This is a genomic window from Fodinibius sediminis (assembly GCF_900182555.1).
GTDB lineage: Bacteria > Bacteroidota > Rhodothermia > Balneolales > Balneolaceae > Fodinibius > Fodinibius sediminis.
Window position 1 is genome coordinate 43,106 of record NZ_FXTH01000019.1, and the last position, 15,935, is coordinate 59,040.

The window sequence follows — 15,935 nt, forward strand, 5'->3', positions numbered from 1 at the left end:
AAGAATTATTGAAGTAGTCCACCTACTCGGTCAGGCTCATTTTTCTAAAGTCGGCACTATTTTCCAGAAGTTCATCATAGGTTCCCTGATCTACAATACGTCCTTCTTTCATCATATAGATGGCATCACAATTTTTCACCGTACTTAGTCTATGGGCTATCATTATGATAGTACGGTTTCCACGAAGACGTTCAATAGCTTCAATCACATATTTCTCCGTCAAATTATCCAGAGAGGACGTAGCCTCATCCATTACTAATACCTGCGGATTATCATAAAGGGCCCGTGCTATACCAATGCGCTGTTGCTGCCCCCCGGAAAGACGTACCCCACGCTCCCCAACAACAGTTTCGATCCCCTCAGAGAGTCTATTAATAAGATCACCTAATTGCGCAGCTCGTATGGCATCCCATAACTTTTGATCACTGATCTCATTATCAGGTATTCCGAAGGCAATATTTCGCTTTATGGTTTCATCCAGCAAATAAATAGACTGAGGAATATAGCCCACATTTTTCTGCCAACCGCGGATATTTTCAAAAATATCTACCTCGTCTGCGGTAATAGTTCCTTTTTTAGGTTCTAAAAGCCCCAGTATGATATCAACGAGTGTGGTTTTACCGGCGCCAGAGGGACCTACAAAGGCAATAGCACTCCCTTCCCGTATACCAATAGATACATCTTGTACCGCGTATTCGTTGGTATTAGGATAGTTGTAGGATACTGAGTTCAATACAATTTCATGATCTAAGGCCACCTTATTCTGATTGCCTAAAACCTTCATTCGAAACGTACGATAATCATTTTCTAAAATTTTCAGGTCATCATATATCGCATAAACTGAAAAGGCATTATATCGTATTTTAGTAGACTGGTTAATCACTTGATTTAACACAGGCATCAACTTTACGGTCGCAGCACCAAAAAGTGATAATACCGGTATTATAGCTCCAACATCACGGCCTTGCCATACCATGAGCAGTGCAATACTGAGAATCCCTCCAACAGCAAGCGTTTCAATAATAGGCTTGGGCAACTTTCCTACCACATATTCGTATGTATTGGCCTTTTTACTGCGCTCAGCATTAAAACGATAGTGATCCAAAAAACTTTCTTCGCGGTTCAAGACCCGGGCATCCTTGAATCCATTAAGCCCTTGCAAAACCGCTTTATTTTTCTCTTTTCTTGCTTCCCGGTTATCCCTGCCGTACTCCTGTGTCTTTTGTTTGGTATAGTATAAAAAAAGGTATCCCCCTCCCCCAAGTAATACAATAGAAACAACCGTAATAAGCGGTTCAAAAATGAGCAACGTTCCTATGATAAAGAGAAACATGGTAAAATTAAGAGAAACTTCCATAAAGGGCATTAAAGTACCGCTAACAACCTTATTTACCTCTGCTGTAACATTACGAAGTAATTCTGCTGAATTTCTATTTATATAAAAACTATAAGGAGCAGTCATATAGGCACGAAAAACACGATCCTGGAGATATACTCCACGATTCTCAATAAACTTTTTCTTTATATAAAGAAAAAAACCTAAGTAGGTATTTTTAACTATATACACAACGATTAATAACAATGCTCCATATATAACCAAGGACTCAGAATTAGTTACCCCTATTCCCTGTAGCATGTCTCCCAACACCGGATAACTCAATATCTTTTCCGGATCGGCCACTGTAGTCACAAATACTGGAATCATTCCAATGCCTAAGACCTCCAGCAGGGAAGCCAATAACATCATTCCCAGCAGGATTAACAATTTATAGTGGTCACTGCTTGGAAATAAAGTATATATCTTTTTTAGTGATTCTATCATAGAATATAAAAGGGCAACAAAGCTTATTTAGTTAATATAAAGGATATGTTATTGCCAGTCTTAACGTGGAGAGATTATTTATATAGATATTTTCAACTTATGTTTCTTTAGTCGTCTTTTATCGATAGTAATACTAAAAAAAGTAGTTCTAGAAGGCCTAAATAATTTTAACAGTAACAGCAACTAACAACTATAGGTTACATTTCAATAGCCAACAAAAAACTGGCCCTCAAAGGATCAGGCAACTAAAATAAAAATCCATCCACTATTAAAAGTACGACTTAGTAAGACCGTTTAAAAAAGAGGTTTCTTTAGCTGTACAATAAATATTTTGTCTCAAGTTACATCTTAATTTCTTTGAAACTGTTTTTTTCATTTTTCCACCAGCTCTGTATCAGTACCCATCCCAAAGCAATGATACCACCTAATATTCCCGAAGCAATTAAAATCAGTTTCCGGTTGGGGGCGCTATTACTGAGGGGGACACTCACTGGCTGTAAAATAGAAAAGACCGGTGTCTGTTCCTGTACCTGCAGCCGAGCCTGTTCCCTACGCTGATTCATGGAGTTATATATTTCAAAAGCCAAGTCGTACTGAGACTGCAGCTCTTGCTCACGTGTTCGTGCCTTGGCCGTGGCCAAACTTATATTACTGTCTCGGAACTCAGCCAGCATCTGCTGTGCTTTCTCGAACCGTTTTTTAGCACTTGCCAGCTGCTCTTCTACATATTCTAAATCTTCTTTAGCTTTCTGTGTACGATATTCCCGTACATATTCCTTAAGCAGGATAATGCCATTATGAGCTATTTCAGCTGCTGCCTGAGGATCGGGAAATTCAGATTTTACTGTGATAACTCCTGATTCTGTAGTAACAGTCAGTCTATTCTTGAGTTTGCTGACAGTCCCCATCTGGCTTCCACTTATTTGTAATACAGAGTCACGGTTCACTTCAGTTATAATGGGCTCCGTATTGCTATTTTCAGAACTTCTAAACAATCCTATGATTTTGCCTGGTAACCCAATCGTATAACTTTTAATAAATCCAATTAGATTAAACGGAGTATAGATTTCACTAAAAAAAACATGTGGAGTCACAGTCGTATCAAATTTTGAAAAATAAACCGATTTATTCATCAACTCTACCTGATAAGGTATACTTTCTATTATGTCAGGATAAAGAGAAGTGGGAATATTTTCTCCAGGTATGTTTCCACCACGAATTCCCAGCATGCCTCCGTATTGTTGTAATAAATTTCCTGCCCTTCCCTGGGTAGATTGACTCTCTGGCATGAGTGTAGCACTGGTCGAATATTCTTCAGGGCTTAAAAGAGCCACTAATAATCCCACTAACAAAAAAGCCCCGGTAATCTTGACAATAAGGATGCGTTCGTTCCAAAAGATTTGCACGAGTGCAACTAAGTCAATTTCATCTTCTTCTGTCGATGGGTAGTTGTTTCGATGATCCGGAGGAACGCTGTAGTACCCCTGCGGGTGCGGGTTGTGATGGGGATCAATATGTTGGTCTTTTGAATCCAGTGTCTTTTTTTTAAGTACTTAGTTATCTATATCAAAAACGATTACAACGAATTAACTCAAAGTTTAAAAGATTAAAGTCAGGGTAAACCCTCTTAATGTTAGTCTTAATCCAAGACTAAGCGCTTATTATACGGATTATTTCAGATGGTAGAAAGAGGTTTCAATAATTGGGGATAATCCAATGTGCCCTCAGGAAGATTACTTCCTTTATTAGCTGAATTGCACCTTTAGGCTTTTCACGTATCTATATAGTACGTGTGGCGTTTTTTGTTTCCTTGTCGGGATTTTTTCTATGTGAAAGGGAAGCCGTAGCTGCCCGGAAGTTATGGCTATCATTTATTTAATAGCCTCTTTTGAGTGGTCAAAGGGGATGGAGTACATTGGAACCCTGTTTCATTTTATGAGATCGTTATAAATTAATTCTGATTTATTCCGCCTTTAGGCGAGGAAAACAAAAGTATCAACTATATAAAGCCCTCTCCTTTAATTTAAATCTATCCTTTTTTTATTTAACCACTTTTGGGTATCCAAAGAGGATAGAAATACATTGGGAACCTGTTTCACTATACGACATCGTTAGAAAATTGATTCCGCCTTTAGCCGAGGAAAAAAGTATCCACTATATAAGCTACCTGTTGCCCACTCTTGGGATATGAATTAATTCTTTTTTATGTGGCACCTTTTGGATGGTCAAAAGGTGCGTAAAAACCACCGGCGAAGCAGCTTCGGCGTCCGGGATCGCTCGCTGCGGAAATAAATGTAGATGTCGTTTTTCCTATAGTCCCAACATACCTATTGCTCCGGATCACTCGCTGCCTTTACCCCTGCTTTCCCCATTTATTTCTTTATCGCAGCTCCCGCTCCCTTTTCACGCCTCACCAGCCAAGGCCGGCTGATTTGGGGGAACTTTGATCAAATGTTTATTCTCTAATCTGCTATATACACCCTATCATAGCTCCTTTTCGATGAACGCTTACCGTTCAATCTTTAAGCAAAGCAAAAAATTCCTGGGTGGGCTTTATTGCATCCATTAAGGAACCCTCCTCCGGCCTAACGAAAGGTCGAGTGTTTGGGTAGGTGGAGCAGTGGCGGAGGATTAAAAATAATTTCTTGTCTGAGGAACAACTGTGACGAGTTTAAATTATTTTCCGCAGACACTGCGGAACCTGACGCGAGAGCTTTCTCAGCCGGCGACTTTTTTGGTTCCTTTTTTCGTCGTTGAAAAAAGGGATAAATATTTAACTCCTCGGTGCTGATAACTGTATCAACGCTGATAAAGATTGGGCGCCAGCCCCTCGTCAAACAAAAATTTCCCCGGTTGGGTTTTGTCACATTCAGAAAAAGGAGCGTCCTCTCATCTAATTAAAACTAATTCCTTTTTTATATAGCCCCTTTTGAGTGGTCAAAAGGGGCGTAAAAACCACCGGCGAAGCAGCTTCGGCGCACGGGATCGCTCGCTGCGGAAATAAATGTAGATGTTGATTTTTCTATAGTCCCAACATACTTATTGCTCCGGATCACTCACTGCTTTTGCCCCTGCTTTCCCCATTTATTTCGTTATCGCAGCTCCCGCTCCCTTTCCACACCTCACCAGCCAAGGCCGGCTGTCGGGGAAATTGATTCACGACTTTCAACCTTTAACATACAACCTGCAACAAAACTAACTCTAGATGGGGCTTGTCACTTTCATTAAGGAGTAATAATCCTCCGGCCTAACGAAAGGTCGAGTGTTTGGGTAGGTGGAGCAGTGACGGAGGATTAAAAATAATTTCTTGTTTGAGGAACAGCCGTGACGAGTTTAAATTATTTTCCGCAGACACTGCGGAACCTGACGCGAGAGCTTTCTCAGCCGGCGACGTTTTGAGTTCTCCAGCTTTGCTGGTCCCGCGCATGCGGGATGCGTCGTTCAAAAAAGGAACAACTCTTTCCACGCCTCACCAGCCAAAGCCGGCTGTTTGGGGAAATAGACCCACAACCTTCAACCTTCAACCTTCAACCTTCAACATGCAACGTGCAACAGAATATTGAAAATAAAGAAACAGAAAGAGAAATAAGGGTTACAGAAAATATCCTTACTAGATGTTTCAAACATCCTTACAGGATATTCGAAAGATCCTTACTAGATGTTTGGAAGATCCTTACAGGATATGTTCTATAAATAGCAGGGAGATGCCGGGGAGGTAGGAACAAACCATAAAAAAGCCCTGCCGCCGTGAGCAGCAGGGCCTGTTGTTATCGGTTAGGGGTTAAGCGCTTAGCTGTTATGCAACGGTCACCCTGTCGGAAAGGATACCGGTGCGGATATCGCTGTTGCCGTTCAGGAGGCTCCGCACTTCCAGCCGGTAGGTCCCGGCGGGCAGCGAGGGGTTCACAAAGATCAGCTCGGACGGCTTGTTGCGCAGGATGGACTCATCGTCAACCCTTGCCTCCGCGCTGCCATCGGTATTGACAAAGAAGATGCCCTGCGTGGCATCTGTCTCGTCAAATTTAAGCAGCGATCCGCTGATGCGTGCTCCCTTGCCGGGCGTCACGGCATCATCTTTGGTAGCCGACCCCTTGTCGTAGTAGTTAGCGAGGTCCGGCTTGCGCTCCCGCGCCTTTACCTTCTGGGTGGCAATGTCCGGGGGCACGTCGCGCAGGCGTATGCCCGGCGATATGCTCAGTGTCACCTCGTGACGACTTGCGTCGAAGGTGTCTTCTTCGCTGTCAAACACGCCGCTGATAGACGGCATGATATTTACCAGCGGCGTCACCACCGTGTTGCCCTGCCTTACGATGTTGATAATCCCCTGGGTCACCTCTTCGAAGGCGGCCAGTGCTTCCGCTTTGGTGAGCGTTGATCCCTGTCGCGTCATATGGTCATACACGTCATCGATGGTGTACCGTTGTCGATTGACGCCTACAGCCATATAGTCATCTCCTTCTGGCGTTATCCTGTTTGGAGTCAAGTAATAATTAAGAAACATAACAAATGATATTTAGTTAGAGTTGAACCGTCAGCCTGACTGATGGGTATATCAACAGGCCGGCGGCTGGTTTATACTAAGAGATAAGTGACCTCAGCCAACGTACATGACTGACTGGATGCCTTTTTATCTCTTTGTATTAGTAAGAGTGGTTTTCAGTGCAATCCTTACAAACTTTTTTTATTTTTTTGTAATAAATTCTTATTTCGACTCATTTTTTTATTACAAACCCGGATTTTGTGTTGTTCTTTAACTGTTATGGGGGTTTTTAGGGGAGGTTTTATAGGGAGGGATGATGTGTATTTTCTTTTGCCCTCTCATCTAATTAAAAACTAATTCCTTTTTTATTTAACCACTTTTGGATGTCCAAAGGTATGTGTAAAATTGGAATCCTATTTTACGATATAAAACCATTATGAATTGATTCCGCCTTTTGGCTTGACCCAAAAGGCTCGTAAAAACTCAAGAAGAATTTAACTCCTCGGTGCTGACAACTTTCTCAACGCTGATAAAGATTTGGCGCCAGCCCCTCGTCAAACAGAAATTCTTCCTGTTGGTTTTTCCCTTTCACTTAAGAATGATCTGGAAACTCTGAAAACTAATGTGATAGAACTCTTTCCAAGCCTCACCAGCTAAGGCCGGCTGTTTGGGCAAATTGATTCCCAACCTTCAACCTTTAACATTTAACCTGCAACAGTACTTTCTCCAGATCGGGCATATCACTTCAAGTAATGAGTAATCAGGGGTTTGGGGAAGAGCCGGGAAATACTATGTAGCATAAGTATTCATGTGGAAGAGCAATTCCTGCCCGAAAGGTTTTAGCCATTACAACATCTTGCTCTTCCCCAACACTTTTTTCGTCCCAGCTTGCTGGCCCCGGCTTGTACGGGGTTTGGTGACAAAAAATGAACGAATAAGAATATTCTTCTTTGCCCTGATTTCTAATCTAAACCAACTCTTTTTTATATATATACCACTTTTGGATGGCCAAAAGTGGTGCAAAAACCACCGCCTGAACCTGCTTCGGCGCTCGGAATCGCTCGCTGCGGAAATAAATGAAGATGTTATTTTTCCTATAGTCCCAACTATACTTATTGCTCTGGATCACTCGCTGCCTTTGCCCCTGCTTTCCCCATTTATTTCTTCTTCGCAGCTCCCGCTCCCTTTCCACGCCTCACCAGCTAAGGCCGGCTGTTGGGGGAAATTGGATTCACCACATTTTGTTCTCAAGAAAATGTGCCCTCACAGTAGAAGATTTCTCACTCCACTACGTTTCGTTCGAAATGACGAAGATGCTGGATTAATGCGGGTAGCCTTACAAGGGCGAGCTTTTTTACCCGCCCCCCGCATCGTCATCTCGACCGGCAGGGAGAGATCTTCTATTCTCAAGGCTAAGTGCTCGAATTGTAGAAGGCTTTCTTTCCTAAGCCCGAAAATGACCTTAATATAAAATGCATGTGGCCGTATGTAGAATGCATCAATTGATGCATTACCTGTTGCCCTCTCCTATAATCTTAATTAATTCTATTTATATAGCACCTTTTGAATGGTCAAAGGGGATAGAAATATATTGGAAACCTGTTTCACTATATGACATCGTTAGAAAATTGATTCCGCCTTTAGGCGAGAAGAGCAGATAGTATCAACTATATAAATTACCTGTTGCCCTATCATCTAATTAAAATCCATCTTTTATTTAACCACTTTTGGATGGCCAAAAGTGGAGCAAAAACCACCGGCTGAACCTGCTTCGGCGTCCGGGACCGTTCGCTGCGGAAATAAATGTAGATGTTTATTTTTCTATAGTCCTAACATACTTATTGCTCCGGATCACTCGCTGCCTTTGCCCCTGCTTTCCCCATTTATTCCTTCTTCGCAGCTCCCGCTCCCTTTTCACGCCTCACCAGCCAAGGCCGGCTGTTTGGGAAGCTTTTGATCAAATGGTTATTCTCTAATCTTCTATGTACACCCTATCATAGCTCCTTTTCGATGAACGCTTACGGTTCAACCTTTAAGCAAAAAATTCCTGGGTGGGCTTTATTGCTTTCATTAAGGAACCCTCCTCCGGCCTAACGAAAGGTCGAGTGTTTGGGTAGGTGGAGCAGTGGCGGAGGATTAAAAATAATTTCTTGTCTGAGGAACAGCCGTGACGAGTTTAAATTATTTTCCGCAGCCACTGCGGAACCTGACGCGAGAGCTTTCTCAGCCGGTCATTTTTTTGGGTTCTCCAGCTCTGCTGGTTCCGAGTATTCGGAATTCATGACTGAAAAAATGGAACATCCCTTTAGCGATAAAAAAATGGACAAGAGTATGGCATTATTTCAAAATAAGGCAACAATCAACCTTTAACCTTCTACCTAAAAACACAAAAAGGGTTCCCTTACTTTATATCCACCTCTTTAAAATCCGGATCGGACAGGTACAGGGTGTAATCCCCGTCGGCGGTTTTCTCCAGGGGTACCCGGCGGCCGTCGACATGGACGGCGGAGGGCTCGAAGGGCAGGCCGAGGATGGTTACCTCAACCTCCGCATAGGCGAGCTCATAGTCGCCTTCGCGCTCGGCAGACAACGACAGGCGGTCTGACTGGCCCTGCTGCCGGAAGGTCGTCAGCCGGTAGGCTCCGGACTCGTAATCGTAGCCTTCACCGGCATCTTCATACAACCGGCTGGTGGTCTCGCCCTCCCCGTAATATACATTGAGCTCCAGCTGCTGAAGCGCCCGCTCCTGCGTATGCTGCATGACTTCACGAAGCGGCAGCACGGCCCCGGCCCGGACGAAAAAGGGAATTGCTTCCAGCGGGGCCTCCACCTGGTGGGTCTGCCGGCCCTCATACCGCTCGCCGGTCCGGAAGTCGTACCACCCGCCTTCAGGGAAATAGACCTCGAGGGCGGTGGTCCCGGGCTCCAGCACCGGCGCTACCAGGATGTCATCGCCGAAGAGAAAGGGGCCCTTCTGACTGAGGGCCTGCTCGTCCGACTGGTCATAATAGCTGAGCGGCCGCAGGATGGGCGTGCCCTGCTGCACATAATGGTAAAAGGCGGTGTACAGATAATGCAGCAGGCGATAGCGAAGCTCGATCATAGACCGGTTGATGGCGGTGTGGTCGTCGCCGAATACCCAGGGCTCCTGGTCGGTGTCCGACTGGGCCCGCCGCAGCTCCACCTCCTCTTTCTTGACGGCAGCCGCCCCGTCCACGTTATAGCCCATGGTGTGGTTGCGGAAGAGGGGATGAAAGATGGCCAGCTGCAGCCAGCGGGTAAAAAGTTCGGCGCTGGGCTTCTCTACAAAGCCGCCCACGTCGGAGCCCACAAAGGAGTAGCCTGAGATACTGAGACGTATGGACTGCTCGCTGGCCAGCCTCAGGTGGTCCCAGGTGGCGATGTTGTCGCCGGTCCACAGGGCGGCGTAGCGCTGTCCCCCTGCGAAGTTGGCCCGGGTGAGCAGGAAGGGGCGCTTGTCGGGATTCTGCTTCTTCATGCCCTCCAGGGAGGCGCGGGCCATCTGCATGCCGTAGATGTTGTGCGCTTTCTTGTGGCTGCAGGGATGGCCGTCAAAATCGTGGCGCACGTGGTTGGGAAAGGTCTTGGATTCCACCTCAAAGACGGCCGGCTCGTTCATGTCGTTCCATATGCCGCTCACCTTCTTGCGCGCCATCAGGTCTTCGTAGAGGCCGCCCCACCATGCGCGCACCTCGGGGTTGGTAAAGTCGGGAAAGGCACACTCCGGCGGCCACACGGGGGCGATGACCATCTCCCCGTCGGGACGCGTGCAGAAGTAGCCCTTGTCCCGCCCCTGCCGGTATAGCTCGTAGTCGTTATCCACTTTGACGCCGGGGTTGATCATCACGATGGTCTCAAAGCCCTGCTCTTTCAAGTCCCGGATGAGCCCTTCAGGGTCGGGGAAGAGCTCCTCATCCCAGGTAAACACCCGGTAGTCGTCCATATAGTCGATATCCAGGTAGAGCGCATCGCAGGGGATCTGTTTCTCCCGGAAGGCCGCGGCCAGCTCCCGGACCCGCGAGTCGGGATAGTAGCTCCACCGGCACTGGTGGTAGCCCAGCGCCCACAGCGGGGGCATCTCGGGCGTGCCGGTAAGCCGGGTATAGCGCTCGGTGACCTCGGTCAGCGCCGGTCCGTTGATAAAGTAGTAGTTCATGACTCCGCCTTCGGAGGAGAAGCTGCTGATGTTGTTGCCCTTGCGGTCGAAACTGAAGCGGGTGCGGTAGGTGTTGTCGAAGAAGATGCCGTAGGCGCGCCCGTTGTGCACGGCGGCATAGAAGGGAACGCTGCGGTAGAGGGGGTCCTTGCCCCGGGTGTAGGCATAGGCATCGGTGTTCCAGTTTTCAAAAGCGCGTCCCCGCAGATCCTGTTTGAAGGCCTTGTCGCCCAGCCCGTAAAAGTGGTCGCCGGCCGGGGCCTGCTTGGTCACCTTGATCTCGGAGATCCCTTTCATCAGGCTCTCGCGCCGGTAAAAGCCATGCTGATCTTCGCACAGCATGTTGCCTTCGGAATCAAAGAAGTGGACCCGCAGGTTCTTCTTGGTGATGATGCCGCTCAGGGAGGGGGTGGTAAACTTGAAATAGCCTTCGTCCTCTTCAAACTGGACGGCTACTTCCTCTGCTTCGAAGCCGGGATCGACGGCGTAGGAAAAGTCGGAGCGGACATCGCCCACCATGAAATATTTCAGCTGGATGATGTCGGGGGTGTGGACGCTGATCTGCAGCTCCACCTTGTTTTCTGTGGTAAAGATGAACTGCTGGTCGCGCCGTTCGTGGCTGATGACGCGCCCCGGGCGGTGCCGGCTGATGATATCGGGCTTGCGGTCGCTGGTTTCTTCTGAGGTGGTCTGCTGTTCCTGGGCGTTGATTTCGGACATGCAACTGGGATCTGTGAATTTTTATGACCTCGGAAAATATAAAATAACAGCTATAATACAACGTCTACTTTCAATTTTGCTGTCTTCTTATGTTATATCGTTTATGTAGTCCCTTTTGAATCATCAAATAGAATGAAAGTAGCCTGTAACCCTTGCCTGTTGCCCTCTCCTTTAATTTAAAACCATCCTTTTTTATTTAACCACTTTTGGATGGCCAAAGGGGATGCGAAAACATCGGAACCCTGTTTCATCTTACGAGATCGTTATAAATTAATTCCGCCTTTAGGCGAGGAAATTAAAAGTATCAACTAATATAATCTACCTGTTGCCCTCTCCTTTAATTTAAATCCATCCTTTTTTATTTAACCACTTTTGGATGGCCAAAGGTATGTATAAAATCGGAATCCTATTTTACAATATAAAACCATTATGAATTGATTCCGCCTTTTGGCTTGACCCTTCCGAAGTCTCGGAACCAGCAAGCTGGGCTCGTAAAAACTCAAGAAGAATTTAACTCCTCGGTGCTGATTACTATCAGCAACGCTGATAAAGACCTGGCGCCAGCCCCTCGTCAAACAGAAATTCTTCCGGTGGGCTTTGTCGCTCTCATTAAGGAGGTACCGGGGGTTTGGGGAAGAGCCGGGAAAAACTATGTAGCACAAGTACTCATGTGGAAGAGCTATCCCCGACCGAAAAGTTTTAGCCATCACAACATCTTGCTCTTCCCCAACGCTTTTTTCGTCTATTTTTTAGCGATAAAAAATGGACAAGAATAAAGCATTATTTTTAAATAAGAGACTAAATGCCTTAACTACATAGCCGGCTGTTTGGGGAAATTGGATTCACCACATTTTGTTCTCATGAAAATGTGCCCTCACAGTAGAAGATTTCTCACTCCACTCCGTTTCGTTCGAAATGACGAGAGTGCTGAAATGATGTCTATACCCTTACACTGGCAGACCCACATTCTGGCATCTAATACCTGGTATCGATCCCCTGCCTGTAACGTCCACATCGGAGAATGGATGCCTAAATACGTACGGTATATCAATCTCCCTAAATCCCTCTTCTCCAAAAGGGACTTTAGGCATCCCGGCTGGGAACGTAATCCAAGAGTTCCTCCTTGGAGAAGGAGGACAGGAGGATTGATCTTCTATATCTAAATCTACATAACTTGAGTATCCAACTGTTGTTTCGTTATTGAAACTCCCGCATCCTTTTCACACCTCACCAGCCAAGGCCGGATGTTTAGGGAAGCTTAAACCATAACCTTTAACCTTTAAAACAGATCTTTATCTAGATGGGGCTTGTCACGTTCATTAAGGAGTAACCAGGGGTTTGGGGAAGAGCCGGGAAAAACTATGCAGCTTAAGTACTCATGTGGAAGAGCAATCCCCGACCGAAAAGTTTTAGCCATCACACCATCTTGCTCTTCCCCAACACTTTTTCGGCCCAGCTTGCTGGTCCCGGCTTGTACGGGGTTTGGTGACAAAAAATGAACGAATAAGAACATTCTTCTTTGCCCTGATTTCTAATCTAAACCAACTCTTTTTTAATTAACCACTTTTGGGTGGCCAAAAGTGGTGCAAAAACCACCGGCGAACCTGCTTCGGCGTCCGGGATTGCTCGCTGCGGAAATAAATGTAGATGTTGTTTTTTCTGCAGCTCCAACGCACCTGTTGCTCTGGCCCGCTGGCCGCTTTTATCCCCGCTTTCCCCATTTATTTCTTCTTCGCAGCTCCCGCTCCCTTTTCACGCCTCACCAGCCAAGGCCGGATGTTTAGGGAAGCCTAAACCATAACCTTTAACCTTTAAAAACAGATCTTTATCTAGATGGGGCTTGTCACGTTCATTAAGGAGTAACCAGGGGTTTGGGGAAGAGCCGGGAAAAACTATGCAGCTTAAGTACTCATGTGGAAGAGCTATCCCCGACCGAAAAGTTTTAGCCATCACAACATCTTGCTCTTCCCCAACGCTTTTTTCGTCCCAGCTTGCTGGCCCCGGCTTGTACGGGGTTTAGCGATAAAAAATGGACAAGAATAAAGCATTATTTCTAAATAAGAAACCATGAAGTAATAGATACATGGCATAATTTAAAAAAAAGGCAACCACCCACAACCCTTAATCCCCAAGATAATACCCTTTAGCCAGTTGGGTATAGGCCTCCACCTGCTGTTTGACCCACTGCTGATCACGCCCCAGTTCGGCGGCCATGATCCGGGCCACCGGCTCGGCGATCGCTATGCTGGCCCGGGCATCCAGCAGAAGGGAACGGGTACGGCGGGCCAGGACGTCTTCGACGGTACGGGCCATCTCGCTGCGGACGGCCCAGATCACCTCGGCCGCGGTATAGGGAAGGTTGGGATGGAGCGGCGGGTTGCCATCGTCGCGCTCGGAAGCGATCTTCTTGAGCGACAGGGCATCGGAGCCGTACAGCTCGAAGGGGTCGGCCGCTTCGGCATTTTTGAGCCAGCCGTGCAGGCGCAGGTTCTCAGTGACCGACTCGCGCTCATCCAGTCCGGCTACCACGGCGGCCTCATCAATGGTATCCTCAGCCATCTTGCGGTAGGTGGTCCACTTCCCCCCTGCAATGGTGACCAGTCCGGAGGGGTCGATGATAAGCGTATGATCGCGCGAGATGGAGGAGGTGTCGTCGCCTCCACCGGGCGCCACCAGGGGACGGATGCCGGCAAAAACGCTGAGCACATCGTCCGGTTCCGGATCCTTGGTCAGGTAGCGCGCTGCATGCGTCAGCAGAAATTCGATCTCCTCCTCCTGCGCCCGGGGCTCGAGGGTGGGCGATTCGATGGGGGTGTCGGTGGTGCCCACGATGATGCGGTTATGCCAGGGGACCGCAAACAGTACGCGTCCGTCGTCGGTCTTGGGGACCATGATCGCGCTTTCGCCCGGCTGGAAGGATTCGTCCAGCACGATATGTACCCCCTGGCTGGGACGGATAATCTCTTTGGTATCCGGGTCGTCCATCTGTCGAATGCGGTCGGTAAAAGCGCCGGTGGCATTGATGACGGCCCGCGCTTGCAACTCGAAGCTGTGGATGCCTTCGCGGTCTTCCACCTTCACGCCCGACACCAGGTTGTTGGCCTTCAGCAGCCCGGTGACCTCCATGTAGTTGATGCCCACCCCGCCCTGGTCAAAGAGGGTCTGCAGGAGGTTGACCGCCAGCCGCGAATCGTCAAACTGGGCATCATGGTAGATCACGCCCCCGTCCAGGTCGGCCGGCTCCAGGGTGGGAATATGCTTGAGCGTCTCCTCCTTGGACAGGTGCTCGGAGGGACCCAGCCCCAGGTCGCCGGCCAGCTTGTCATAGATCTTGAGTCCGATGCCGTAGAAGGGCCCCTCCCACCAGTCGTAGTTGGGCACGATGAAGGACTGGTTTTTTACCAGATGCGGGGCATTTTGCCGCAGGAGCCCCCGTTCGCGGAGTGCCTCAAGCACCAGTGCCACATTGCCCTGGCGGAGGTAGCGTACGCCCCCGTGCACCAGCTTGGTGCTGCGGCTGGACGTGCCTTTGGCAAAATCGTGCTGCTCCAGCAGCAGGGTGCGGTAGCCCCGGCTGGCCGCTTCCACAGCGGTGCCGAGTCCCGTGGCCCCGCCACCGATTATGATGAAATCCCAGATGAGCGGGTCATCGGTTAGTGCTTCAACGAGCTCCTGTCTGTTTTTTTTCATAAAGTAAGGGTATATGCGTATTCATACGTTCCAAGCCTCTCACCCGCCCTGAGGCCAGTACCATGTTCCTGTTGGGCCGTACGTACATTCATAGTTATTTAAAGGGTAATTAACGACTTAGCTTTACCAAAATCTAATGGAATGTTGGTGCTGCTTGTTGCCCTTTTTTCTGATGTAAATTAATTCTTTTTTATATAGCACCTTTTGAGTGGTCAAAGGGAGTAGAAATACATTGGAAACCTGTTTCATTTTACAAGATCGTTATAAATTAATTCCGCCTTTTGGCTTGACCCTTCCGAATGCTCGGAACCAGCAAAGCTGGGCTCGTAAAAACTCTCCCGAGTACTCGGGATAACTCCTCGGTGCTGATGACTATCAGCAACGCTGATAAAGATTGGGCGCCAGCCCCTCGTCAAACAGAAATTCTTCCGGTGGGCTTTGTCGCAGTCAAAAAAAAAGGTGTCCTCTCAGCAAATCGAAATTAATTCTTTTTATATAGCACCTTTTGAATGGTCAAAAGGTGCGTAAAAACCACCGCCTGAACCTGCTTCGGCGTCCGGGATTGCTCGCTGCGGAAATAAATGTAGATGTTGTTTTTTCTGCAGCTCCAACCCACCTGTTGCTCCGGATCACTCGCTGCCTTTATCACCGCTTTCCCCATTTATTTCTTCTTCGCAGCTCCCGCTCCCTTTCCACGCCTCACCAGCTAAGGCCGGCTGTTTGGGGAAATAGATTCATAACATTTTGTTCTCAAGGAAATGTCCCCTCACAATAGAAGATTTCTCACTCCTCTCCGTTTCGTTCGAAATGACGAGGATGCTGAAATAATGTCTGTACCCTTACTCTGAAAGGCCCACCATCTAGCATCCAACATCCGGTGTTGATCTCCTGCTTATAAATCCCCAATAAGAGAATGGATGCCTAAAAAATACGGTATATCAATCTCCCTAAATCCCTCTTATTCTTATGGTTTAGTCAAGTTATTTTGCATGCTATCGGAGTATATGGTTTGCCACGTTTAATTACTGCAAACATGCGATGAACAA

General features: G+C 47.3%; 6 protein-coding genes and 1 pseudogene. 1 reads left to right on the top strand and 6 read right to left on the bottom strand.

Going from position 1 to position 15,935, the window contains the following annotated elements; genetic code table 11:
• Positions 1-22: 22 nt before the first annotated feature.
• The 5 genes and pseudogenes from FN808_RS16710 to FN808_RS19505 all read right to left on the bottom strand — a co-directional run.
• Entirely contained in the window at positions 23-1,822 is a 1,800-nt protein-coding gene (locus tag FN808_RS16710) for an ABC transporter ATP-binding protein (protein ID WP_142715762.1), read from the bottom strand.
• A gap of 341 nt (positions 1,823-2,163) precedes the next feature.
• Complete coding sequence (locus tag FN808_RS16715; protein ID WP_142715763.1) at positions 2,164-3,357, bottom strand: Wzz/FepE/Etk N-terminal domain-containing protein; 1,194 nt, start codon at positions 3,355-3,357, stop codon at positions 2,164-2,166.
• Between the two features lie 2,261 nt (positions 3,358-5,618).
• The gene (locus FN808_RS16720) at positions 5,619-6,323 is read right to left on the bottom strand and encodes a DNA-binding domain-containing protein (protein WP_142715764.1); all 705 of its coding nucleotides are present in this window, start codon (positions 6,321-6,323) and stop codon (positions 5,619-5,621) included.
• Positions 6,324-8,703: 2,380 nt separating this feature from the next.
• Positions 8,704-10,479 carry a glycoside hydrolase family 31 protein gene (locus tag FN808_RS16725; RefSeq protein WP_246068383.1) on the bottom strand — a complete coding sequence of 592 codons (1,776 nt, stop codon included), beginning with the start codon at positions 10,477-10,479 and terminating at the stop codon, positions 8,704-8,706.
• A gap of 114 nt (positions 10,480-10,593) precedes the next feature.
• Positions 10,594-11,199 (bottom strand): annotated as a pseudogene (locus tag FN808_RS19505) (hypothetical protein); the annotation flags it as partial.
• 434 nt (positions 11,200-11,633) lie between these two features.
• On the opposite strand from FN808_RS19505, the gene FN808_RS16730 reads away from it, so the two are divergent.
• On the top strand, positions 11,634-11,975 hold the full coding sequence (locus tag FN808_RS16730) for a hypothetical protein (protein ID WP_142715766.1): 342 nt from the start codon (positions 11,634-11,636) through the stop codon (positions 11,973-11,975).
• A gap of 1,345 nt (positions 11,976-13,320) precedes the next feature.
• On the opposite strand, the gene FN808_RS16735 is transcribed toward FN808_RS16730, so the two are convergent.
• Positions 13,321-14,889: a glycerol-3-phosphate dehydrogenase/oxidase gene (locus FN808_RS16735; protein ID WP_142715767.1), complete on the bottom strand. Its 1,569-nt coding sequence runs from the start codon at positions 14,887-14,889 to the stop codon at positions 13,321-13,323.
• Positions 14,890-15,935: the final 1,046 nt, after the last annotated feature.